At 47.6% G+C, this 24,056-nt stretch carries 24 protein-coding genes and 2 tRNA genes; 10 read left to right on the top strand and 16 right to left on the bottom strand.

What is annotated here, in order from left to right; translation table 11 throughout:
• The first annotated feature begins 7 nt into the window (after positions 1-7).
• Positions 8-757 carry an alpha/beta fold hydrolase gene (locus ACJ67_RS04155; RefSeq protein WP_049637999.1) on the top strand — a complete coding sequence of 250 codons (750 nt, stop codon included), beginning with the start codon at positions 8-10 and terminating at the stop codon, positions 755-757.
• 19 nt (positions 758-776) lie between these two features.
• Here the strand turns inward: ACJ67_RS04155 and ACJ67_RS04160 are convergent, their stop codons facing one another.
• On the bottom strand, positions 777-2,033 hold the full coding sequence (locus tag ACJ67_RS04160; RefSeq protein WP_049638000.1) for a type II toxin-antitoxin system HipA family toxin: 1,257 nt from the start codon (positions 2,031-2,033) through the stop codon (positions 777-779).
• A complete protein-coding gene (locus ACJ67_RS04165) occupies positions 2,033-2,281 on the bottom strand; it encodes a helix-turn-helix transcriptional regulator (RefSeq protein WP_049638001.1) in 249 nt (82 codons plus the stop codon). The genes ACJ67_RS04160 and ACJ67_RS04165 overlap by 1 nt, the downstream gene beginning before the upstream one ends.
• 264 nt (positions 2,282-2,545) lie before the next feature.
• Here ACJ67_RS04165 and ACJ67_RS04170 point away from each other — a divergent pair, with 264 nt between their 5' ends.
• From ACJ67_RS04170 to ACJ67_RS04195, 6 genes are all read left to right on the top strand, one after another.
• Complete coding sequence (locus ACJ67_RS04170; protein WP_231587252.1) at positions 2,546-3,073, top strand: RNA polymerase sigma factor; 528 nt, start codon at positions 2,546-2,548, stop codon at positions 3,071-3,073.
• A gap of 22 nt (positions 3,074-3,095) precedes the next feature.
• The gene (locus ACJ67_RS04175) at positions 3,096-3,404 is read left to right on the top strand and encodes a hypothetical protein (protein WP_049638003.1); all 309 of its coding nucleotides are present in this window, start codon (positions 3,096-3,098) and stop codon (positions 3,402-3,404) included.
• A 194-nt stretch (positions 3,405-3,598) separates the two neighbouring features.
• Positions 3,599-4,147: an RNA polymerase sigma factor gene (locus ACJ67_RS04180; protein WP_049638004.1), complete on the top strand. Its 549-nt coding sequence runs from the start codon at positions 3,599-3,601 to the stop codon at positions 4,145-4,147.
• A gap of 8 nt (positions 4,148-4,155) precedes the next feature.
• Complete coding sequence (locus ACJ67_RS04185; protein ID WP_049638005.1) at positions 4,156-4,593, top strand: cupin domain-containing protein; 438 nt, start codon at positions 4,156-4,158, stop codon at positions 4,591-4,593.
• A complete protein-coding gene (locus tag ACJ67_RS04190) occupies positions 4,593-5,714 on the top strand; it encodes a YheT family hydrolase (RefSeq protein WP_053092881.1) in 1,122 nt (373 codons plus the stop codon). The genes ACJ67_RS04185 and ACJ67_RS04190 overlap by 1 nt, the downstream gene beginning before the upstream one ends.
• A gap of 437 nt (positions 5,715-6,151) precedes the next feature.
• Positions 6,152-7,042: a DUF4394 domain-containing protein gene (locus tag ACJ67_RS04195; protein WP_082163907.1), complete on the top strand. Its 891-nt coding sequence runs from the start codon at positions 6,152-6,154 to the stop codon at positions 7,040-7,042.
• 176 nt (positions 7,043-7,218) lie between these two features.
• Here ACJ67_RS04195 and ACJ67_RS04200 read toward each other — a convergent pair whose 3' ends face one another.
• Positions 7,219-8,223 (bottom strand): MBL fold metallo-hydrolase, encoded by a 1,005-nt coding sequence (locus ACJ67_RS04200; protein ID WP_053092882.1) that lies wholly within the window; start codon positions 8,221-8,223, stop codon positions 7,219-7,221.
• 91 nt (positions 8,224-8,314) lie between these two features.
• On the opposite strand from ACJ67_RS04200, the gene ACJ67_RS04205 reads away from it, so the two are divergent.
• Complete coding sequence (locus ACJ67_RS04205; protein WP_049638006.1) at positions 8,315-9,211, top strand: LysR family transcriptional regulator; 897 nt, start codon at positions 8,315-8,317, stop codon at positions 9,209-9,211.
• A 127-nt stretch (positions 9,212-9,338) separates the two neighbouring features.
• Here ACJ67_RS04205 and ACJ67_RS04210 read toward each other — a convergent pair whose 3' ends face one another.
• From ACJ67_RS04210 to ACJ67_RS04240, 6 genes are all read right to left on the bottom strand, one after another.
• A complete protein-coding gene (locus tag ACJ67_RS04210) occupies positions 9,339-10,451 on the bottom strand; it encodes an ImmA/IrrE family metallo-endopeptidase (protein WP_049638007.1) in 1,113 nt (370 codons plus the stop codon).
• Between the two features lie 11 nt (positions 10,452-10,462).
• Positions 10,463-11,107, bottom strand: a complete 645-nt coding sequence (locus ACJ67_RS04215) for a hypothetical protein (RefSeq protein ID WP_049638008.1) — start codon at positions 11,105-11,107, stop codon at positions 10,463-10,465.
• 402 nt (positions 11,108-11,509) lie between these two features.
• Positions 11,510-11,944 carry a heme-binding protein gene (locus ACJ67_RS04225; RefSeq protein ID WP_049638010.1) on the bottom strand — a complete coding sequence of 145 codons (435 nt, stop codon included), beginning with the start codon at positions 11,942-11,944 and terminating at the stop codon, positions 11,510-11,512.
• Between the two features lie 193 nt (positions 11,945-12,137).
• Positions 12,138-13,388 (bottom strand): type II toxin-antitoxin system HipA family toxin, encoded by a 1,251-nt coding sequence (locus tag ACJ67_RS04230; protein WP_049638011.1) that lies wholly within the window; start codon positions 13,386-13,388, stop codon positions 12,138-12,140.
• The gene (locus ACJ67_RS04235; protein WP_049638012.1) at positions 13,369-13,713 is read right to left on the bottom strand and encodes a helix-turn-helix domain-containing protein; all 345 of its coding nucleotides are present in this window, start codon (positions 13,711-13,713) and stop codon (positions 13,369-13,371) included. The genes ACJ67_RS04230 and ACJ67_RS04235 overlap by 20 nt, the downstream gene beginning before the upstream one ends.
• Positions 13,714-13,986: 273 nt before the next feature.
• Positions 13,987-14,063, bottom strand: a tRNA-Met gene (locus ACJ67_RS04240).
• A 161-nt stretch (positions 14,064-14,224) separates the two neighbouring features.
• Here ACJ67_RS04240 and ACJ67_RS04245 point away from each other — a divergent pair.
• On the top strand, positions 14,225-14,836 hold the full coding sequence (locus tag ACJ67_RS04245; RefSeq protein WP_049638013.1) for an HD-GYP domain-containing protein: 612 nt from the start codon (positions 14,225-14,227) through the stop codon (positions 14,834-14,836).
• A gap of 53 nt (positions 14,837-14,889) precedes the next feature.
• Here ACJ67_RS04245 and ychF read toward each other — a convergent pair whose 3' ends face one another.
• On the bottom strand, positions 14,890-15,975 hold the full coding sequence (gene ychF / locus ACJ67_RS04250) for a redox-regulated ATPase YchF (RefSeq protein ID WP_049638014.1): 1,086 nt from the start codon (positions 15,973-15,975) through the stop codon (positions 14,890-14,892).
• A gap of 230 nt (positions 15,976-16,205) precedes the next feature.
• On the opposite strand from ychF, the gene ACJ67_RS04255 reads away from it, so the two are divergent.
• Entirely contained in the window at positions 16,206-18,968 is a 2,763-nt protein-coding gene (locus tag ACJ67_RS04255; protein WP_231587253.1) for an EAL domain-containing protein, read from the top strand.
• Between the two features lie 31 nt (positions 18,969-18,999).
• On the opposite strand, the gene pth is transcribed toward ACJ67_RS04255, so the two are convergent.
• The 6 genes from pth to ACJ67_RS15170 all read right to left on the bottom strand — a co-directional run bounded on the left by pth (position 19,000) and on the right by ACJ67_RS15170 (position 24,056).
• A complete protein-coding gene (gene pth / locus ACJ67_RS04260; RefSeq protein WP_049638016.1) occupies positions 19,000-19,572 on the bottom strand; it encodes an aminoacyl-tRNA hydrolase in 573 nt (190 codons plus the stop codon).
• A gap of 82 nt (positions 19,573-19,654) precedes the next feature.
• Complete coding sequence (locus tag ACJ67_RS04265; RefSeq protein ID WP_018985957.1) at positions 19,655-20,266, bottom strand: 50S ribosomal protein L25/general stress protein Ctc; 612 nt, start codon at positions 20,264-20,266, stop codon at positions 19,655-19,657.
• Between the two features lie 253 nt (positions 20,267-20,519).
• Complete coding sequence (locus ACJ67_RS04270; protein ID WP_049638017.1) at positions 20,520-21,455, bottom strand: ribose-phosphate pyrophosphokinase; 936 nt, start codon at positions 21,453-21,455, stop codon at positions 20,520-20,522.
• 125 nt (positions 21,456-21,580) lie between these two features.
• Positions 21,581-21,657: transfer RNA gene (locus ACJ67_RS04275), tRNA-Gln, on the bottom strand.
• 15 nt (positions 21,658-21,672) lie between these two features.
• Positions 21,673-22,572, bottom strand: coding sequence for a 4-(cytidine 5'-diphospho)-2-C-methyl-D-erythritol kinase (gene ispE / locus ACJ67_RS04280; RefSeq protein WP_049638018.1), 900 nt, complete (start codon positions 22,570-22,572; stop codon positions 21,673-21,675).
• Positions 22,573-22,628: 56 nt separating this feature from the next.
• On the bottom strand, positions 22,629-24,056 hold the full coding sequence (locus ACJ67_RS15170; protein WP_197080663.1) for a carbonic anhydrase: 1,428 nt from the start codon (positions 24,054-24,056) through the stop codon (positions 22,629-22,631).

Below are 24,056 nucleotides of genomic sequence, written 5' to 3' on the forward strand. Positions count from 1 at the left end.
TTAAAACATGCAATTACATTACCAAACACTGGGCCAAGGCCAGCCGCTCGTCCTGTTGCACGGTTTATTTGGCTCTGCTGATAACTGGGGAAGTATCGCCAAACACTTTGCGCAGCACTACCAGGTGATCAGTGTTGATCTACGCAACCATGGCCGCTCCCCGCACAGCGACTCGCAAACGTACCCTGAAATGGCAGATGACTTGTCAGCGTTATGTGACGCATTAGGGTTAGCGCAAATTCATTTGCTCGGCCATTCTCTCGGTGGCAAAGTTGCCATGCAATTTGCCACGCAATATCCCAAAAAAGTCAGCAAGTTGATTGTCGTGGATATGGCGATGCGTGCTTATCGAGACAGATATACGCAGCTCATGGATCACATGCTGGCCGTCAATCTTAGCCTAATGGCATCACGTAATGAGGTAGATAAGGCCTTAGCAGATACTATCCCTAATGTGAGGGTGCGGCAGTTTTTACTGACCAACCTGGTCAACAACGAAGGGCAGTTGCAATGGCGGATTAATTTGCCGGCGCTTAAAGCGAATTACGCAACATTGATCGCGGCGGTGAACGTGCACTTTGACCAACCTAGCCTGTTTATTCGTGGGGAACGCAGTGATTATGTGAATGATCGTGACATCACCGAACTGCAACAGCATTTCTCCCAGGCACAGTTTGTGACCTTGCCCACGGATCATTGGGTGCATGCAGAGCAGCCGCAATTGTTTATACAAACGGTAGAAGAATATTTACGCTGAGTGCCGACGATTAAACTGCTTAGCGTGTGAATAAGCGGGTCCGAAAGCTTTTTGTAGTGCGGGCAATATGATGGTTTAAATGCTCTACCATGGTTTTTTCAGAGCCTGCTGCTGCCATATGGCTGATTTCATGAGTCGTTTCATCAAGCTTGTCTGCCAGCGAATTCGCAATCTGCTCCGCAATTTTGAGCACATACTGGGGTTTAAATCCCAGTTGCCTGGCCATGTTGACTATATGTTCCTTTTCTATGCTCGATGGTGTGCTTTCACCGCCAATGCTAAAGGCGAACCTGCGTGAGAGGCCTGTGTATATTGAGGTGGATAACAAGTCATAAAATGGCGTCAACCTGGTGCCATGTTGTGGCAAAAGGTAAATTGAGAGATTTTTTGCATGGCTATCGTTATTGCCAACATACAGGTTAAAAAATACCCATTGTATAAATCGTTTGGTATCTGCTGCAACCACGCCACTTTGGCCGATCAACTCGCGACATCTGGCTAATGTTGGTCCACCATCTGCTTCATATTTGATGGTGGATGGCTTGCCATCCAGCTGGCAGAGATCAAGCTGGTGTAGTCTTTTAATTTGTCCGTCGTGACTTGTTATCCGGTCATATCTTTTAATCACACATGCTTTTGCTGTTGGCTGGTAGCTCACCTCGGCTACCCCCAACCCTAGCGTGGCGGCTAATCTCATCACCATGGTTTCATTGATAGCAGACGCCCACACGCCGTCTATTCCCTGAATATCCGGTTTAACGATATAGGTAGAAGGTGAGCTTTCTAATGGTAATAGCGGATTCCCCGCCGCATCCATACAAATGCTGAGTTTTCTCTGGGCGCCTGCTAACGAGATCCTGAGCCCGGTTTCTTCTTGAAGATGGCGGATCACACCTGGTTTTTGTGTGAATTGATCTGCAATGTCTTGCCAGGTAATGGCTTGATAAGATGGCGGCTTGGGGGTCTCACCTTCGGGTAATATTGTCAGGTCACTGGCGGTATCGCCACCGGTGGCATTCAGCAAACCAAAGGTGCTTGTGACCTGAAATTTGAATTTTAATAGCTCCCGGATGCCAGCTTCTGGCAGCAGGTTCTCAAAGTAAGATTCCACCGCCATCCCAGTATGCTCTGCTTGAGTCACACTAATATGCGGTGAAATAGACCCCGACTCACGTTCGCGCCAAGCAGCGTCATAAATAAACTTGAGTGGCACTTCGTCCAATAGTGTCCCGACCAATGTATGGTCTCTATACACCGCCAGTTTTTTCACGGCCATTAGAAACTACCTTTTTTCTGTACCACTAATTCCAGGCCAAGCACATCCAGCACGTCCAGCACTTTTTGTAGTTGCACCGTGGGCTTGCCACTCTCCAGTTCAACGATAAACCGGTTGCCCGTATTGGCCAAGCCTAGAATATCTGCCTGAGTGAGGCTTTGTGACGTCCTGAATGCCCGCACAAAATCCCCCAAGTCTTTGCTTGATTTGATAGTGACAGCGTCAAATATAGTCTGTGCTGAAGTCATGAAGATGTCCTTTAATTACCTTTCGGTAATATATCATAGGATTTAATCCATTTTTCAATAAAATATTACCGAAAGGTAATATTTATGGTGTAACTGTGCCTGTTTTGGTTAAATATTACCTTTCGGTAATATTTCTATGATGGGTACAAATAGCCGCCATTCTGCACAATATGTCTTTAAAAAAGATATTTCAAAGGCCGTACAATATTTCCACACCTGAAACGTCTACACAGCATGGACATACATTTAGAAAACAATTTACTCATGACGCAGCAAGATTCTGTGATCACAGAAACCTTCAATAAAGAAAAAGCGAGGTTACGCAATTTCATCCGTAAAAGCGTACCGAATACCGGGGATGCTGAAGATATTTTGCAGGATGTGTTTTATGAGTTTGTCTCTGCTTACCGCCTGCCAGAGCCACTGGAGCAAGTCGGCGCGTGGCTATACCAGGTCGCCAGAAACCGCATTATTGACCGATTTAGAAAGCAAAAGCAGAAGGTCAACCTGGACCCCGACGAGGATGAGGATTCCCTCTGGCTGGAGTCTATCCTTTCAATCGAACATGAAACCCCGGCCACGCTTTACGAGAGAAAACGCCTGGTTGAGCAGGTGGTAGAAGCACTCAATCAATTGCCTCTCGAACAACGTCAGGTATTTATCGCCCACGAACTGGATGGCAAAAGCTTCAAGCAAATTGCCGCAGAGACGGATGTTTCTATCAACACCTTATTAGCCAGGAAACGGTATGCAGTTTCGTTTTTAAGAGAACAATTGCAATCCTCTTACTAAAATCAATCAATTGGAGAAATAAATGAAAAGATGTAGAAGTAAATGTGCTGCCATCGCAGCGTTGATGGTCGTCGCAATCGCCGCTTTATCTTATGTCGTCATGCTGTTGTGGAATCATGTGGCTGTTTCATTGGCCGAAGGTATTCATGCGATTGATTACGGCCAGGCAGTGGGGCTGTTAATCCTCAGCAGGATTCTTTTTGGCGGATTCAGAGGCCGTCATGGACATCATCACAAGCATTGCTGCGATGGCGCTATGACAGCAGAGGAGGCAGAAAAAGTACGTTGTGGCCTGTTCAGCCGTTTTAAATCCAAACAAGATGACGCGTAACGCCCACGGCAGCACTTTTGATTTTAGTCGTGATCGTCACCTCGATTGATAGATTCATGGCCGTTAACTCACTCGACATGGTCTGCGTCATGCATGGATGCGTTTTATTTCTCTAAACTGCATCCAATTAAAGCTGTTTGTCGTACTTAACATCGGGTGCAATTTAAATATCAAAAGAAAATTTGGAATGAATTGTGAAAGATGACATCGAGGATTTGATAGCTCGAATAATAGATAGGCATGAGGATGCTTTTAACGAGTTGTATGAAGCTACTTTTAGCAAAATCTATAGTTTGGCTTTGAAAATCACCAAAGATCCGAGTACTTCTGAAGAAGTGGTTGAAGATACTTATTACCAGGTATGGCAGGAAATTTATCGCTACGATTTCAACAAATGCCCGCTGTATAACTGGATGTTAATCATTTGCCGTTCTCGTGCCATTGATGCGGTAAGAAAGCGTAATGCAGTGCCTGAAATGGTGGTTAATTTCGATTGGGAAATAGAGTCAACAGACTTGTCAGCAGACGATAGGCTGCAGGGTAAACAGGCGTCGCTGGCAGTCGTGAAAGCTTTGTCAGAAATTAAACCCTTGCAAAGGCAGTTGTTGCATCATGTTTTTTATTATGGATTATCGCATCAAGAAATATCTCAGTTGATGAATATGCCGCTCGGATCCGTGAAATCAACCATTAACCGAGCACAAAAATCATTAAGAGAGAAACTCAAAGGTGAACAGTTTTGAATAAAGAGATGACAACCAATAAACCTGAATCATTGGATTTTGATTTATTTCTTGAGCTGTTTGAGGCGACGCCAGATTTGGCACCTAAGCACGAGACGAAAAACCAGATCAAAAAGAAATTGATGCAACGGGTTTCACAAAGCCGTGACGCACAATTTTTTGTATTTTCAGAGCAGGGTCAGTGGAAATCTATCAAGCATGGCATTCAAATCAAAGTATTGAAAAGCGATGACGAGGCCAAGTCATTTCTGCTCAAACTCGAACAAAATACGAGTATTCCTTATCACGATCATCAAAAAAATGAAGAAACGTTTGTGATTGATGGCGAGGTATGGCTGGACGGGATTCATTGTAAAAACGGTGATTATCACTTTGCAGGAGCTGGGACCTATCACAAAGAAATCCGCACTGAAAACGGCTGCACATTGCTGATCAAGACTTATTGATGCGCCAGCCACCTAAACTAATGAGGGTAATTTATTTAATCCTGACCATGGCAGCATGTATATTTTCTGCTTCAACCTGCTTGGCAGCCAATGAATTTAAGGCGCCGATATGGCAAGTCGGAGGGCATCTGCAAACCATCGTTCCCTCACTGTTCCCGCAGGTTGCAAAGCTGTTGTATGTCAGGGAGCGCTGGGAATTGCCGGATGGAGACTTTGTGGATGTTGATTGGACCGAACCGCCCGAGAAGTTGGATCGCACGCAGAATAAACCAGTATTGGTGTTATTTCATGGCCTGGAAGGGAGCTCGCAAAGTCATTATGCGCGGGTGATCATGTCCTCTGCCAAACAACGCGGATGGATTGGCCTAGTTGTACATTTTCGCGGTTGCTCTGGCGAGCCCAATCGGCTGCCCCGCGTATACTATGCCGGGGATGCTGAAGAGATCAATACCTTCATTTCAATCATTCATCAAAAACTCCCCGAAAAGACTCTTTATGCGGCAGGCGTGTCATTGGGAGGCAATGCACTCTTGAAGTGGCTAGGTCAATATCCGAATGAGGCGCGTCAGTTAGTCAAAGCGGCGGCGGCCATTTCAGCGCCTATCGATTTGAAACAAACAGCTCACAGCCTTGATAAAGGCGTTAATTATTTGTTATACAGCAAACACTTTGTCGCGACGATGAAGCCAAAAGCATTGCTAATGGCCGAGCGCTTTCCGGACTATTTGGATGCCAGACGTATACGGGCAGTCAGTACAGTTCAAGACATGGATAACGCTGTTACCTCAGTGCTGTTTGGTACAAAGAGTGCAGACGAATACTATGACGTGAATTCCTCCAAGCCCTGGTTGCATGCCATACAAACGGAGACGCTCATTTTAAATGCCAAAAATGATCCTTTTGTCCCCTTTGAAAGCTTACCCTCAGAAGCAGAGGTATCAAGCATGGTTCACTTGGATTATCAAGCTGAGGGTGGGCATGCAGGCTTTTACGGGCGTGGCGATAAAGAATCGCCATGGCTTGCAGAGCGCATCTTCAATTTTTTTGATGCCTCCGACCATACGCAATTAGACGCTGTGGTCGATCCACTAATGTATTTTCATCCTGCCTCGCTTTATTAGTAATCTCTCAAAATCAACAATCTGGCTCACCGGTTCGCGAGGTCATCTCTTCGATCTCATTTTCTAATGATTAATCAACACTAGGCTAAATAATGTAGTGCTGAGTGCATCCATTTTCAGATGCATTACGTATATCTGGTACGAGAAAAGTTTTTCACTTTACGAAGTAAGCATTGGGTGAATTAGCGCATTTATGCGCACGATTACTGCTAATTTGTTAATGCGATAATTTGTTACGTGGGAATCTTTATTGAAGGTGTTCTCTCTAAGCCGTTCAGGAATTGATATAAAAACGGTTTTTTGTACTGGTTGTTGGGAGCGTAAGTGGTGTGTGTCCTAGCTTGGTTGGGTTTGTTTGGATAAAGCCAGTCCTAGTTTAGGTCACACGGTTTTGTAAGTCATTTTAATAACTGAAAATATATTTTTGAGAGGTTAGCATGAAGAAAAGTGTAATTTACAAGGCAATATTGGGCACGAGTTTGCTACTGGCGGCTTCCCAGGTATATGCGGATACATTGTATGGCGTGAATAGCAGCAGTATTGCTGTGATTGATACCTTGAATTTAGGTGCAGTTTCCTACATCAATATTTCAGGGTTGGCAGCGAATGAAAGATTGCTGGGCGTTGACCTCAGACCAACAGATGGCTTGGTTTACGGGCTCACCAGCCAGAACAGGTTGTATACCCTCGACACAACTACTGGTGCAGCAACCTTCAAGAGCAACCTCACAGGGGCTTCCCTGGCTGGGCAATCTATCGGTATCGACTTTAACCCGGTTGCAGATTTTGCTGGTAATGCTTCGCTACGTGTAGTCACAGGGACTGGCAACAACTATGCGGTCAATGCCAATACAGGCGTGGTAGGCAATACCGCTGGTGCAAACATTGGCAGTGGTTATACCGCCGTTGCTTACACTAATTCAGAGCCGGGGGTTACCCCTGCCAGCACTGGGCTGTATTACGTGAATTCGACCACAGACTCGTTAAACTTTCTCGCGAGTGGGTTTAATAATCCAGCCGGTGCGGGTGGCATCCAGACAGTCGGTACATTGGGCGTAGATGTGTTGTCTGCGAACGGCTTTGACATTCTTGGCAACGGTAAGGCCTATGCCTTGTTTAACCTGGATAATGGTACCCTGGATTCCCAGTTGTTTTCGATTAACCTGATGACTGGCGCTGCGACATACATCACCACTCTAAACGGCACTTTCAATGGTTTGACCGGCGTAGCCGCCGCTGTGCCTGAACCGACAAACTTTGCATTCCTGCTGGCAGGCTTGGGTCTGATGGCTGGCGTGGTCACACGTCGCGCTCGTCAACGCGCATAATACACAGCTAAATCACTAAGCCTTAACAGGCCGATGCTTACTGGCATCGGCCTTTTTTATGTGGATGTGACAAGATCTACAACAGTCCAAGTGAGTAATGCCTGGATATACGGAAAGCAGCAGAGGTTAGGCTGGCGTAAAGAGCAAGGGTTTGTTTAATGTTACTCTGCCCCCAACTATCTGCCCCTGTCATGAAATTCTGCACGGATAAATGCAAACCCTTCTTTTTGCTTATTAATGTAGCCAATCCCTGGATACGGCAAGTGTGGTGCCGCAATCATGGAGCCGCTTTTAGCTAATTGTGCGAATTGAGCTTGGCGCTGTTTTGCGGCGCTGGGCTGGTCAACATCGTAAGTAATCGTGATGTCAGGATGAGGAAACTGCACCGCTTCCACATGCACGGAGTCGCCAATAAACGTGATGGACTGACCCTGGCTTTCCAACCGGTAGTAGTAATGCCCAGGCGTATGGCCGGGTGTAGGGTAGGCATTAAAATCATCCAATATCTTTTGTGCGCCACTTAATGGTTTTACGTGGCCCAGCGCCACATAAGGCTGCATCGCAGTTTGTGCCTGCTGGAAATAGGCTTTCTCATAGCCTTTCACCCCGTTTTGATTTTTAGCATCCAGAAAAAAATCTATATCAGCTTTACCCACGTAGATATTTGCATTGGGGAAAACCGCTTTGCCCTCATGCACCAGGCCGCCCGTATGGTCGGTGTGTATATGCGTGATCAAGATGTCCGAAATATCCTCTGGCTTAAGCCCCAACTTGCCTAAACGCTCACTAAATTTGCCGCCAAACCCTTTGCCAAAGAAATCCCCCGCGCCCGTATCTACCAGGATGAATTTTTTGCCTGTGTTAATCAAAAAAACATTGATCGAGGCTTCTACAGGGTTATGTAAATGCGCTTGGTTTAGCAGGCCATCGACCTGTTGCGGCGCAGCCCCCTTTAGCAATACATGTAAATCTTGCGGCACCGTGCCATCTGAAATCACGGTGATGTCATACGCGCCTAATTTAAAATTGTAGTAACCCGTTTCCGCCTGATATTGAGCCACTGAAGGTGTGTGGGTTTCACCGCCAGCCATCGCAGTGTGGGAGATTGGTTGTAAAAGTAACGCAATCGCTAACAGCGTGTGTTTAAGTGCAGCTGCTTTTCCAAGTGCAATATTCTTCATTCGTATACTCCGTCTGATTTAAATTGCTATCAGAATAGATATAATTAATGATTATTTAAAATTGAATATTTGTATTGGATGTATAAATATTATGGATATTAAAAGAGCAGACTTACCTTTATTGATTTCGCTCGATATTCTTCTTGAAGAAAGAAATGTCACCAAGGCAGCGCAAAGACTCAATATCAGTCAACCCGCGTTATCTACGCAGTTAGCAAGGCTTAGGGTGTTGTTTGATGATCCATTATTGGTTCCGGCGGAAGTAGGGCGCGGCATGGTGCTGACTGAAAGAGCGCTAAACCTGCAACATAAATTACGCGCATCGATTAACGAGCTGAAATTTGCAGTTAACTTCAAATCCAGCTTTGATCCGCTCACCTCACGCCGCAAATTCACCATTGCCACCAACGATAGCGTGTTCACAATTCTCGGCCTGCCAGTCTTGAAAAAAGTGCTTTCCTTTAATAATCCAGGCCTGCAAATTTCATTTGTGTCCGTGTTTGGCGTCAACGTGAAAGAAGACCTGGAAAAAGGCAATATTGATTTATACATAGGCGACATCAACAAAATGCCAGACAGTGTCAAAGTCAGGTATTTAATGAAAGACAGCTTTATCATGGCCCAGAAAAAAGGTCATGCCAGAGGCAAAAAGAAACCAACGCTCAATGAATATTGCCAGTTGGCGCATGTGATTGTATCGGCAAAAGGTGACCTATCCAGCTCAATTGATCACTTGTTATCCGAACAGTCGCAAACCCGTAATATTGTCGCTTCAGTCCCTAGCTACAATCAGATTGCTTTGGTGCTCACCAATAGTGATTGTGTCGCCACCTTACCTAAGCAATTACTCGAAAAGTATGAAGACACGTTGGATTTGATAGAGCTGCCATTTGCAATTCCGCCTTTCGAGCTGGGCATGGCGTGGCATACGAAATCACAGGATGATGAAGCGATGATTTGGTTAAGGCAACAGTTTGTGAGTGTGTAGTTGAAGTATTTAGCTATGCGCAAAGTTGTGTGCCAGACAATGCCATCAAAATGTTATTTTGCAAGACTTCACCCTCAAGATAAATGCGTAAAAAGGAATGATTTAGTGATGTAATGAAATTTTGTCATCATTTTACCAGCTTCAATTTACCCGCTGGTTTATTGGTCGCTAATTTAGAGGAGTCGCTGGTGCTGCTTAAACCTGTCAGCACGAGTCCAAAAGTTAGAGAGTCCAGATCTTCGGGCAATATTGAGAGATCTCGAGCAATATCTATCTTTGAAGTATTTTCAGCTTTCATCATCTCAAAAACTTTGGCTAGCATTTTTGAGGTTTCTCTCTGCATGGGATTAGGTTCTTCTGTCCTATAACCGTTCGTTGCTATTTGTATGCACAACGTCCTATGAGTCCACTCGGTAAACAATCCTAGCTGATTCATCCTATAAACAAGAGCTGCTAGAGATACGCCCCAAAAAGATTTTAATTTAATAAGGGTAGATAGATCAGTAGATATTGGCCTATGTCCGATTACACTGTTTCGAGGCATGAGAAAAGCAGATGCAAAAGCATTCGCAGCTTTTTCCATTTCTGGATTGTGTGCTGCTTCTGCATGCATCATGCTGTAGCTATCCCTAACCAAGTGGCCTAGCTCATGAGCAGCATCAAAGCGACTATGCTCTGCTGACTTAAAGGTATTTAGAAATATAAATGGTTGATTTTTATGCCATACGCTAAATGCGTCAACCTCTCTTGCCTCCAAAGCTAAAGAAAATACTTTAATACCTTTTGACTCAAGTAAGTGGATGAGATTAGGAATGGGAGCCTCACCCAAGCCCCATATTCTTCTCAAGGTAATTGCAGCATCTTCTGGAGAGAGGTCATGTAGATTAGGGACATTAACATCAGGTAATGTGAATCTATCACCAATCCATTCATTCAAAAGAAATGCAACAGACCCTGAGCTTAGTGCACTTTGCATTAAGCTCTTGGACATTTTGGACATTGAACGAAAGCTTGCTGTGTGCTCTGCGATAGTAGGCAAATCTTCACCAAAGAAAAACGAAATGGGGAACCTTAGTTTCTCAGCGATTTGCTCTAATTTTTCAATTTCAGGAATGTACTCCCCAGCTTCATAACCCTGTACCGATCTTACATCTACTCCCAATTCGCTTGCTAATCTAGCTTTAGTCCATTTGCGTCTGATACGCGCGAATTCAATCCTAGTTGGATTTAAAACATTCATTTGAATACTCTTTAAACCTTTTTACGTATTACGTCAAAATCTAAATCATCGGTTGGTGAAATCGGAAACACATCAGGCTGTGAATTAAACTGCATTGAACCAAGCAAGATTCTTTCGGACCATCCAGTAATTTTCCCCCTGTAGAATGAGTTGGGGATAGATAGTTCTCTTCGTACTTCAGCTCCGACGACATGATAAAGCAAGACCCATAGTTGGGTGCCATCCTTATTAGCTTTATTTTTTGCAGAGAAAAGTTCTAAATTTTTTTGTATTGCGCCACTAAGAACTGTACCTTTAGCACCTTGATTTCTTGGATCGCCAAACTCCATTCCTGTGTCCTTATCACCAGTCATGATTGCTATCATTATGTTTTTATCAGGAGATACAATAAGTGGGCAGTTTCGAGTATCTACAATACGCCACTTTCTTAAAGCAAGCTGTGTTCTAAGAGCGAATACGGTTTCATGCCACTGCAAACTTCCTGCTGCAGTTGGCGCATGCGCAGGCGTTGCTTCGAGGCGGGCTGTAAATCCAGCATCACTAGCCTCTTTGAATACATCCTCATTAAGTGTGTCATGCAATTGTCTTAACCGTCGCTGTACCAAATCACCTTTCACGATTATTGGATTTGGGGAATATGATGGCGTAAGAAACATTTTGAAAATCTCCCTTTTTACTTCCGGATAATCTACCACAACATGAGGTAAAAAAACCAGAAGTTTATGAGGTCTTAGTAAAAAAGTTAAATACGATCTGGAATAAGCAATAGTTGGATCAGAGTAAGGTTTAGTGAAAAAATAATCTGCTTGTTATGGCGAAAATGAAAAAATCTCCAAGTAGGCGTAGCCTGAATTAATAAATGGAACCAGAGTGGAGTTTCGTGCAAGTCCAGTCCTATGTTGATGGCGGACAAGCGCAGATTCAGGTCTGTTTAAAAGGTATAAATGAAAAACGGCTCCAATCAATGGAAGCCACTTTTGTATTTGGCGGGGAAAGAGGCACTGCACCCTCGATCCCAAAATTAATAGCGCTTAAAAATACTTACCAGTGATGTGAAATTATGTCCGCCAAGGATGCTTAGGCACATCACAAACACCAGCGACATTCACGCCAGCCTGCGCAACTAAGTGATCATTTTCAACTGTGTCACCACTGACGCCGATTGCGCCAATCAACATTCCCTCTTCATCCACTATCGGTAGTCCACCAGGGAAAGTGATTAAGCCATCATTTGAGTGCTCGATGCCATATAAAGGCGAACCAGGCACTGAAAGTTTGCCGATTTCGCCAGAAGGCATGGCGAAGTAACAGGCGGTTTTGGCTTTTTTGATGGCAACATCGATACTGCCGACCCACGCATCATCCATTCGAGTGAAGCTTTTCAGGTTGCCACCAGAGTCCAGTACGGCGATACACATCTTGACGCCAATTTGTTTGGATTTCTCCACTGCTTTTTCAATGATTTCTTGTGCGACTTCAAAGCTTACGTGCATGTGATTCCTTTTTGTTTAATTGATTGGTATAAATGTGACTCTGGGCGCAGGTTTAAATTCATTTAAACTTTGCATTCGCTGGAAATAAGCTGCTTTGCAGACGCAGCGCACAAATAAAAACGGCTCCCATTGCTGGAAGCCGTTTTTGTATTTGGCAGGAAAGAGTCAACAAAATACCCGCAGTGAATAAGCATCATGATGCGTTAGTCACTGCCTGCTGACGGCTTAGGCATTGTTGTATGCGCGTCTTCAATGCGTGGCTTGCGCCAAAATGATCAGCGATATTCATGAGCTGATGATGGATGGTTTCATGAATCGTGCGAATGATATCTTTTGCCTCATTTGAACTCAGCCCGAAGTGTGGCGCTGCATTCAGTGCTAATCCTAAACTGGAGTTGTGATTACCTGGTGTGATTGCGAGCTGCTGATAGCCTAGGTTGGTGAGTTGCATGACAACATCAAATGCCGGTGCCAGTTTGTACTGACCTTGGCTCACATGCAGCATGCCATGGTTTTTCACGTGATCGTCAGTATTGTCTACCATCAAATTGAAAATCAACCTTCTATATAATTGATCTAAATCGTGCGTCGGATGGATTGAAATCTTTCGAATGGTCTGGGCCAATTCAATATAACTTCCGCCATCGCTCTCATAGGGCACATTCAAGATTGCAGAGGCAGATAAGTAATGGATACGGCGCTCACGATGAATATCGCCCTCACGGTCAAAGCGCTTCAGCAGCAGTGCGTGCCCATGCTGAATTTTTTCAAGACGAGCCGGGGAGACTTCAATCCCGCACAGTTCAGCGAGTTTTAAGAGGCATAGCTCTAGTAACTCAACATCATGGTCATCGCCTTGCGCAGGGAATTTTGCAATCCATCGTTGATTATCGTGCACAAAAGTCGCTTTTGGTCTGGCACCACCAAGCGTCCCCCCGCGTTGAAGTAGTCGACGCATTTCTGGCGTCACTTCCATTGAAAGCTCAAGCATCCTTACCGCAGTAGACATTTCCTCAAGAGTAATCAACGTGGGTTCAGGATCGGACGCACTAAATGGGAGTGCTTCACTAAAACACATGGCACCCACTCGATTGGTGTTTGTAAGTAGCAAAGCATCAACATCACTTAGTGCATGACCATATTGTGCCTCTAGCACTCTACGGCCCCAGCTATCAGGTAATGCATCGCGAAGAGTCAGCGGCAAAGCACCACCATCTCGAATCCGGCGCTCAGGCAATGCCATAATCGCACCACTCAACGGCATGAATTCATTATTTAAGGCAATGGCGTGGGGGGAGGCGAGGTATTGTGACCCATACGCATACTCCCCTGATTCAATCACGCCTCTACGAACTATTTTTAGCAGGCCTACCGGAGTAGGCGCTTGGTTCGGTTCATTTGCCAGACCTACATATATCCTGCGATCAGAAGTTTCGCTCATCATCTGAGATCACTCCTGCAATCGGTTTCGTTTTAGATTTTCTAACGCGAGTCGTTGAATTAGCGCTCAAAGGTAATGGTGCCACTGCGTTTAAAGAGTCAATCTGACCAAATAGCCATAAAGCATTGGCTATGATGCCAATGCTCGCCGTTGGCTTGCCAGCCTCAATCGCTCGGTAAGTGTTTTGAGAGCAAAAGAGACGGTCTGCCATGTCTTTTATTGTCCACCCTTGTGCTACGCGGCTAGCGCGAATTCTGAGCCCAAGATTTTCCAAAGACTTAAGCGTCTCTGGGTGTGCAGTAATTATTGAATTTGAGTTTTTAGGCATCAATAAAATGATATTAAAAGCATTTAATGTTCATTTTATTGAGTATTTATTGAAAAGCAAGCTGATTCGTAAAATACCATCAGCTTGCCATGGTTGAGTGATGTTTTGTTGGATTTATATCACTTTGAGGTTAAGTTCTAGACCTAATTTAAAATAAGAAGCGTTCGTACAACATTCAGTCAAATAGTCTATTTGTCATGAAGTTTTGCAAGATATAGATTTGGAACGTAGATGTGAGCAAGGGCTTACATTTCTGTAAGCCCTTGCCTGTATTGGTGGTGAAAGAGGGACTTGAACCCTCGACCCCAGGATTATGAATCCTGTGCTCTAACCAGCTGAGCTACATCACCAGATTTGAAAGACCGCGATTATAGCAGTTGTATCAGGGCACGACAACAATCCTTTGTAGCCTTTTGCTACGCATTTTCTTGAATTGTGGTTGTTAGGGTTTTCAGGGGAATAATTTTGGGAGTATGCTAAACCGTATAATCAATTAAAACTCGGGAATGCGATGAGCGAGGCTGTTAGTAAACACAGCGGGGTATTGCATTTGGGCAAGGTCTTTGCCGATGCTTTGCGTATGCGCGATGCTTATACCCGCTTGCATAGCGACCGTGTGATGGCGCTTTCTCATGGGATCGGACTGGATATTGGTTTGACTCGCCAGGAACTGGATGCCTTGGAGCTGGGCGCTTGTTTGCATGACATTGGCAAGATTGTGGTGCCGGATGCGGTGTTGATGAAGCCAACCCGGCTGGATGCTGATGACCGGGCAATCATGCAGGTGCACCCTGAGGTGGGGGCGAATCTGATTGCAGCTTACGCGCATAATGAGGCGAATAAGGTTGCGCAAGTCGTGCGTCATCACCATGAGTGGTTTGATGGTAGCGGTTATCCTGATCGTTTGGCTGGAGAGGCGATTCCGTTATTGTCACGCATTGTGACGGTGGTGGATAACTATGATGCAATGGCGGTGCGGCGCGTGTATCAGGAGGCGCGGCCACACGATGAAATTTTGCGCATTATGGAGAGTGAGTCTGGCAGCAAGCTGGATTCCGAGTTGTTCCAGCGGTTTGTTAAGGTGATTCATGATCCAGGCTATGCCGAGTTCAAGGCGTCGTGAGGCATAAAAAAGGCTGGAAATCTCCAGCCTTTGATTTTTAGCTTGACACTTGGTTAGACGTTGAATCTGAAGTGCATGACGTCGCCGTCTTGCACAATGTACTCTTTGCCTTCGAGGCGCATTTTACCGGCTTCTTGCGCACCTTTTTCGCCTTTGTATTGCACGTAATCGTTGTAGGCAATCACTTCGGCGCGGATAAAGCCACGTTCAAAATCGGTGTGGATAACACCAGCGGCTTGCGGGGCAGTGGCACCTTTTTTCACGGTCCAGGCACGGACTTCCTGCACACCTGCAGTGAAATAGGTTTGCAGGCCCAGCAGGTCATAGGCGGCGCGAATGACGCGGTTGAGGCCTGGCTCTTCCTGGCCGAGTTCTTGTAAGAATTCGAGTTTATCGGCATCGTCCAGCTCAGCGATTTCGCCTTCAATTTTGGCGCAGATGGTGACGACGGGGGCTTTTTCGGTTTTGGCCAAGGCAAGCACTTTGTCTAAATGCGGGTTGTTTTCAAAGCCGTCTTCGGTCACGTTGGTGATGTACATCACGGGTTTGACGGTAATCAGGCACAGCGGTTTGAGTAAGTTGAGTTCTTCGGCATCCAGATTGAGGGTGCGCACAGCTTTGGCTTCGTTGAGGCAGGGCAGCACTTTATCCAGCACTTTGATCAGGGCAATGGCGTCTTTGTCGCCGCTCTTGGCTTTTTTGCCTTCGCGCTGCATGGTTTTTTCGACAGTTTCCATGTCGGCCAGCGCCAGCTCGGTGTTGATCACTTCAATGTCGGCGAGTGGGTCTACCTTGCCTGAGACGTGAATCACGTTGCCGTCTTCAAAGCAACGCACCACGTGTGCAATCGCGTCCGTCTCACGGATATTAGCCAGAAACTTATTGCCCAGGCCTTCACCCTTGGAGGCACCTGCGACCAGGCCGGCAATGTCTACAAACTCTACAATCGCCGGTTGGGTTTTTTGCGGTTTGACAATATCAATCAGCGGTTGCATACGCTGGTCGGGCACTTCAACAATGCCGACGTTAGGCTCAATGGTGCAGAAAGGATAGTTTTCTGCCGCAATGCCCGCTTTGGTGATGGCGTTAAACAGGGTGGATTTGCCTACATTGGGCAGGCCGACGATACCGCATTTCATAGTGGATGAACCCTAGCGTGAGTGTTGCCGCCGTATTAGTTGCGGCAAAGATTGAATAAAACCAATATTTTACCGTTAGTAAGGAGATAGAGCCAGAATGAATCTTGATCTGTATTAAATTGTATGAAAGATTTAAGTTTTATTATAAATTAGAAAACGCATGCTAGCGGGGGCATAATTGTTATCGTCATGCGCCTTCCTGCAAAGGATGAGAAATGTTAGGTTTCAATATGGCATCATTACAACCGTTGTTGTCGTCACGATGGATTGCCGCGCTGATATTGTTTTGCGCATTGCAAGCCTCATTTTTGCTATGGCTGAGCGAGCGCCATCACGCCGAAGCATTGCAGGCTGTTAAATTCAAGCAGTACACATTGTCTGCTTCCGAGAGTGTGCAGCAACGCCTGAATGCCTATCGGCAAATTCTCAAGGGCGTAGAGCAGCTCTATATTTCCTCCCAGTTTGTATCGGCTGAAGAGTTCAGGCTGTATGTTGAAGACTTTACCCAGAGTACTGAATACAACAGCCTGAATGCCCTCGGTTTTATCAAGTATATCCACTTGCATCATCCGGAAACGTTTAATGATCTGGAGGTGCCCGTCCAAAAATTGCTCAAGCAGCTGGAGTTTGTCAAAGGTGAGAATGAGGTCGCCCCTGTGCTGTATGTGGAGCCTAGGAACGATGCCAATCGCGAGGTCTTGCTAAAAAACGCTTTTCTGGATGCGCAGTTGCGTGCTGATTTGCTGGAGGCGGGCGATGGCGACCGCTTGGTTATGTCACGGCATTCCGCGGTTAGCCGTGATATCCAACCTTATAAGAATTATATTTTTAATGCCCCAGTGTATCGTGGCAAGGCTGAAGCAAACACAGTGGACAGGCGTAGTCGCCTGAATGGCTGGGTCTTTTTGCGGTTTGACGTGAATACCATGCTGGCGGAGGCTTTGCATCCAGTCGAGCAACGGTTGATACATTTTGATGTATTCGACATGGGAGAAGAAGAGGGGCAGGTGCCTTTGTATCACAGTGGTGGAGATGATGGCGCAAATGCCCACGACAACGCGGCGGCATGGTCCAGTGTGTATACCTTGAATGTGAATGGCCAGGTATGGCGTTTGCAGGCACGTTCGACCGCAGCATTTGAGTCGGCCACTGATTATCAGGATGCCAATGATAGGGGTATTTTAGGGGTGGTGGTGAGCCTGTTGCTGGCTGGACTGGTTCAATTCGCTGTCATGCGTCATCGCACACGCCATACGCTTGAACAATATAGCCAGGCCCTTAGCAGCAGTGAGCAGCGCTGGAAACTGGCCATGGAAAGTACGGGAGATGGTGTGTGGGACTGGAATGTTACCGAGGCCAAGGTGGTGTTTTCAGAGCGCTGGCAAAAGCTGCTCGGTTTTTCGTCTCAGGAGCTTGCGCACAACCCGGCTACCTGGCATCAACGTATTCATGCGGATGATGCTGGCGCGGTCACCGAATTGCAACAGCAGGTGCTTGAGGGGGAGCGTGATCAATACGCGGTGGAATATCGGCTGCTATGCCATGACGGCAGCTGGAAATGGGTATTTGACCGTGGCAGGGTATTGATGCATGACGAACACGGTAAGCCAACACGCATCCTGGGCACGCTGGCGGATATTTCAAAGATCAAGCAATCGGAGGAAGTGGTTTGGCAGTATGCCAACGTGGATACCTTGACGGGTCTGCCTAATCGGCGCCTGTTTTTTGACCGCCTGGATCAGGCGTTGCAAGCAATTAAAGTGACTAACCAGAAACTGGCCATTGTATTTCTTGATCTGGATCGTTTTAAAGAGGTCAACGATGCCCAAGGACATGACCAGGGTGACAAATTGCTTTTACAGGCCGGTAAACGCCTGGCAGGGTGTGTGGGTAACAAGGATCTGGTCGCAAGATTGGGGGGGGACGAGTTTGTACTCATGCTCAGTGAGGCGACGGCGAGTTATGTTGAGGCACTGGCACAGCGGGTGATTGATGCCTTGTCCCAGCCTTTCCAGTTGGATGAGACACATGCCTATGTGTCTGCCAGCCTGGGGATTGCGATCTTCCCGGACGATGCCGCAAACAAGGAAGACCTGATGAAACGGGTAGACCAGGCCATGTATGCTTCCAAGCAAAAAGGCGGTAATTGTTTTACCTACTTTACCCCGCGTATGCAGCAGAATGCAGAGCAGCGCATGCGCCTGTCACATGATTTGCGCCAGGCAATCAGCAACGAGGAGTTTTTCCTTGAATATCAGCCGGTAGTGAATTTACAGACCAACCTGGTGGTGAAGGCAGAGGCATTGCTGCGTTGGCAGCATCCGGTCAAAGGCCTGATTCCACCGATGGATTTTGTTTCCATTGCCGAAGATAACTTACTCATTGTCCCCATCGGTGAATGGGTGTTCCACACAGCAATTGAACAATGCCGGCAGTGGCGCCAGTCATTGCATCCCATGTTCCAGATGGCCATCAATAAATCGCCGGTGCAATTCGCCACCGAATATAGAAAGCAGGATGACTGGTTATCCAAAGTATCTAATGGCTACTATGAAGGTAATATGGTGGTGGTGGAAATCACCGAGCGCTTATTGCTGGATGGCAATAGCCAAATTAGTGAACGCTTGAGCCAATATCAGCAGGCGGGGGTGCAGGTTGCGCTGGACGACTTTGGCACGGGTTATTCTGCTTTGTCTTACCTCAAAAAATTCCCGATTGATTACGTCAAGATTGACCGTTCATTTGTGCGGGAGTTGGGCGTTTCTGGTGAAGATGAGGCATTGTGTCGCGCCATTATTGTCATGGCGCATAGTCTTGGCATGCAGGTGATTGCCGAGGGGATAGAGAACCAAAGCCAGTTAACCCTGTTACAGGAGATGGGCTGTGATTTTGGCCAGGGATATTATTTCTCTCCACCATTGCGTCCAGACGCCTTTATCCGCTGGCATCAGGCGTGGCACCAAAAATCGGGGGTATTGTCACGCAGACGCTAATTCAAATAAAAATGGCGCAATCGCGCCCTTTTTATTTGCTGTGCAGTTGCAACATGGCTTTTTCAAACTGGCCCTGAGCCAGTAGCTCACTGACAGTGGTCGCCTTGATGATGCTGTCATCGATGGCTTGCTGCTCATCTTTGCCGGCAGCTTTCAGGACAAAATTGACCACTTCTGCCTTGTTGCCAGGATGGCCGATGCCTAGGCGCAAGCGCCAGTAATCTGCGGTGCCCAATGCGGCATGGATATCGCGCAGGCCATTATGGCCGCCATGGCCGCCACCGAATTTGAGTTTGGCCTGGCCGGGAGGTAAATCCAGTTCGTCATGAACCACCAGGATTTCGGCGGGCTGGATTTTGTAGTAATTGGCGATCGCCGCGACCGACTTGCCGCTGGCATTCATAAATGTGGTGGGTTTGAGCAGCCATTTGTCACTATGCGGCTGCCACTTGCCAGCAATGCCAAACAACTTGGCTTCGGCGGCCAGGCGACTGCCGGATTGTTGCGCCAGTAGATCCACAAACCAGAAACCTGCGTTATGGCGCGTCATGGTGTATTTGTCGCCGGGATTGCCCAGCCCTACAATCAATTTGATACCAGTCATGGTGTATTTATCATTCAGACAAAGAAAAAACGCGCACTCAAGAGTGCGCGTTTATTGTAGCGGTTTTCGCTGCGTCAGCCGATTATTCAGCAGCTGGTGTTTCTTCAGCGGCTTCATCACTGCCACCACGTGGTTTCAGGATGGTCGCGACAGCCGCGTCATCGTTGTGAGCCAACTGTACGAACTCAACGCCTTTTGGCAGTTTGATTTCAGACAGGTGGATAGAGTGGCCAGCTTCCAGTTTGCCCAGGTCTACTTCGATGAACTCTGGCAGGTCTTTCGCCAGGCAGCTGATGTCAGCTTCAGTTTGGATGTGAGAGATGCTGCCACCGCCTGTTTTCACGCCAGGCGCTACGTCTTCGTTTGTGAAGTGGAAAGGCACTTTTACGTGGATTTTCTCAGTCGCGGAAACGCGCTGGAAATCGATGTGCTGAATCGTGTTGCGCACTGGGTGCAGCTGATAGTCACGCAACAGAACGCTTTCTGCCTTGCCATCGAGCACCAGGCTCAGGATAGAGGCGTGGAATGCTTCATGGCGGAACTCCATGAACAGTTCTTTGTGGTTCAGCTCGATAGACACAGCGGCTTGATCACCACCGTATACAACACCTGGCACGCTACCGGCGCGACGCAGGCGGCGGCTCGCACCCGTACCTTTTACGTCACGTTTGACGGCTTTAATTTCGATACTCATTTGAAACTCCTAAAAATGGCCATGGGAAGCTCTGAATAATTGGCTATGCGGGTAAATTGCTGCGTTGCGCGGTACTCATAACCAAGCCGTACTTCAGTACTGTCTTGATTCCTGCGTTCCGTGCGCCTTGCACTTTATCCCGCTCGCTCAATTCTTCAGTGTTTCCCGTCGGCGGTACTGCACTAAAATCCACCTGCCGCGACCAGCAAGTGGTGTAAAACTTAATCCATGCTTTCTAATTTATATGTATGGATTAATCCATAAATAAAGAAGAAACTGATTCTTCCTGGCTGATGCGCTTGATGGTTTCTGCCAGCAATGGTGCCGCGCTCAGTTGGCGGATTTTGCTGCAGGCCTGCGCGCCAGCATTTAATGCAATGGTGTTGGTCACCACCAGTTCATCCAGTGCGGAGGCGGTAATGCGCTCACCAGCGCCGCCTGATAATACCGGGTGGGTGGCATAAGCGACGACTTTGGTTGCGCCACGGTCTTTCAAGGCGGCAGCCGCTTCACACAAGGTGTTGGCAGTATCTACCATGTCATCCATGATGACGCAGGTACGGCCTTCGACCTCACCAATAATATTCATGACCTTGGCCACGTTCGCTTTAGGGCGGCGTTTGTCGATAATGGCCAGGTCAGCATTCAATTGCTTGGCAGCGGCGCGCGCACGCACGACACCGCCAACATCTGGTGAAACCACCACCAGGTTTTCATGACCTTGCATTGCCAGATCATCCAGCAAGATTGGCGTTGCATAAATGTTGTCGACCGGGATATCAAAGAACCCCTGAATCTGGTCAGAGTGCAAGTCCATGGTCAGCAAGCGGTTCACGCCCACGCTGGTCAACATGTTTGCCACCACTTTAGCGGTGATTGCCACCCGGGCTGAACGCGGACGTCTGTCCTGGCGTGAGTAACCCAGGTAGGGGATCGCTGCGGTAATCCGGCCTGCCGAGGAGCGACGGAGCGCATCCACCATGACCATGACTTCCATCAGGCTATCATTGGTGGGGTAGCTGGTGGACTGCAACACAAACACGTCGCGGCCACGCACATTTTCCAGCAGTTCCAGCATGATTTCACCGTCAGAAAAACGGCCAACATCCGCACGCCCTAGTTCAATGCCCAAATGCTTGGCAACTTCTTGTGCCAGTACCGGATTGGCATTGCCGGTAAATACCATCATGTTGGCGTTACTCAACGTTGTACCCTTTTTAGCGATGACGATGTCTTGAAACCTGAAACCATGCCTGTGGCTGGAATCTATAAAAAATTTAAGCGTGTAAATCGTCAAATCTACACGCTTATGTTTGGCTGAGGAGGAAGGATTCGAACCTTCGCATGCCGGAATCAAAATCCGGTGCCTTAACCAGCTTGGCGACTCCCCAAAAAACTTGTCTTAATCACACTTGTTGTGTGGCTTGGTCACCATCAGCAACCGAAGCAAAAAGCGGATGGTATTCTAACCCTTTTGCCCAAAAACCAGAAGTGTTTTCTGGTCGATTTGCAATCAATTCATCCGCTTTTTCTGCACTATCCACGGCAACAAACACAGAAGCACCGGAACCACTCATACGGGCATCGCCGTATTGTTTTAACCAGGCCAACGTTTTGCCGACTTGAGGATAAAGCATACAAACAACCGCTTCCATATCGTTCCTGGCTTGTTGCCAGAACGCGCCGGAATTAGCGCCGTTTGAAAAGTCCGCTATTCTCAATGGTTTCGAGTCTCTTGTCAATGCTTGGTGCGCAAAAATTTGTGCTGTCGGCACTTCTACTTGCGGCGTGATGACAACATAGTATTTTTCCAGCATGGCGGCTGGTAGGGCGACCGCCACCAATTGCTCTCCTACACCTTCTGCCCAGGCCGGCTGGCCAAAAATAAACACGGGCACATCTGCCCCCAGGCTTAGGCCTATGGTCATGAGTTGTTGCCTGGAATAGCCCAGTTGCCATTGCTGGTTGAGCGCCATCAGTACCGTGGCGGCGTCTGAGCTGCCACCCCCGAGACCGCCACCCATGGGGACCCGCTTGTCGCAATAGATGTCGGCACCCAGCGTACAGCCGCTGGCTTGTTGCAATGCGCGGGCGGCGCGGATGGTGAGATCTTTTTCTGGCGGCACCCCGGGTAAAGGGTTCCTATGCACGAGTTGCCCATCTTCGCGCAAGCGTATGCGCACTTCGTCACCGTGGTCCAACAACAGAAAAAGGCTTTGCAGGGTGTGATAGCCGTCAGGGCGCCGACCGGTAATATGCAGGAACAGGTTGATTTTACAGGGCGCAGGATAGGTAATGAATGCCATGGCCGCTATTGTAAAGCATGCCCGAATATTTCAGGCATGCTTGTTCAGGTGAAGGTTTACTCCAGGATCATGCGGCCCTGGCCATCTTGCAACGGGCGCTGGTTAGGCTCGCCTATGGCTTGTTGCAAACTGCCCAGCTGGAACTTGGAGATTTTGACCGCTTCTTTCATGATGACCCACTGTACTCCTTCTGTACAAGGAGGGGCTGTCAATGAGCCGCTGTAACGGTAATAGGCAGGTTTGGTCGGCATTAGGTCACCCGGTGTAACGCGTATCGCCAGCGGTTTGCTCTGCTCTTTTTCCTTGGGCACGCTGCCGAGCAGTTTCTCAAAGGCTGGGTTTGCATTGCCTTCTTCCAGCATGACCGCAATAATGACGCGATGACCGGTTTTATCTTCATGCACCATATGCAACTCTGCAGCATAGGACTTTTGCTTGATCTGGTGTTCGCTGGGCACATGCACGCTGATATATTTAAGCTGGTAGGGTTTCTGGTCCAGCACCATCATGTTGCCGGTCCCGGCATCCAGGATCAGGCTATGATCCTTCAGGGCTATATTTTTCAGTGGAAACTTTTGTAAGCGCTTGAGCGGTTTGAGTGCGGCCGTAATCGTGTTGTCGATATTGATCGGCGATTGCTGGCTGCCTGCATTACATAACGCAAAGTCAGGATTCAGGCTACCCCATTTGTCCGGTCCGTGCGGGCCGCTATAGGCCCAGGATGGATCATTGGTCTTATCTTTTTTAGCCGGTTTGTCTTTTTCCTTATCCGCAGCACCCTTGTCTGTTTTGCTGGCGGAGTCTGGCTTGCCTGTAGCGGTTTTATCTGAGGCTGGTTTTGTTGCAGGCGATTTAGTCTCGGCTGGTTTTGTCTCCGCAGGTTTGTTTTCTGCGGCAGGTTTTTCCTGCGGCTTGGCATTGTCAGTGGCAGCAGGAGCAGGTTCGGTAACGCTGTCAGGGGCTGCGGGTTTGTCTTTACTGCTGGCCACAGCCGGGACGACAGGATTGGCGGCGCGTCTCGCGGCAGCTTCCTGGCGCTGTTTTTCTTTGGCTTGCCATTTGCACACGTATTGCTGGGCAACCTCTACTTCGGACTCAGGCAAGGGCTCAATAAAGTCTGCCTGCTTGGCCGTGGTGCCGGCTGAGTAGACCAGCTCATCATCTTCGTACTGGAACACCTGAATGGTGGCTGCCTTGCGTTTGTCGCAATCAAAATACCATAAGGCTTTGGCGTGGTTATACACGCGGTCAACGGATTCCACATTTTTTTGCGGTGTGCTGTAATCCACCTTGACCCAGGCTTTGATATAAGGTTTTTCCTCCAGCAGGGACTGCTTGTCTATCATAAGCTGGTTGTGGTCTGTTTTCTTGATCGACAACCATTGTGATGCCTGGCTGTGACCAGGCGCAAGGCATAGCGCCAGCCATAAGCTACAGGCCAGCCAGTTGCGATAGTAGGTAGGGGTAAACAGATAACAGCTCAT

The sequence above is a fragment of the Methylophilus sp. TWE2 genome, from assembly GCF_001183865.1.
Lineage (GTDB): Bacteria > Pseudomonadota > Gammaproteobacteria > Burkholderiales > Methylophilaceae > Methylophilus.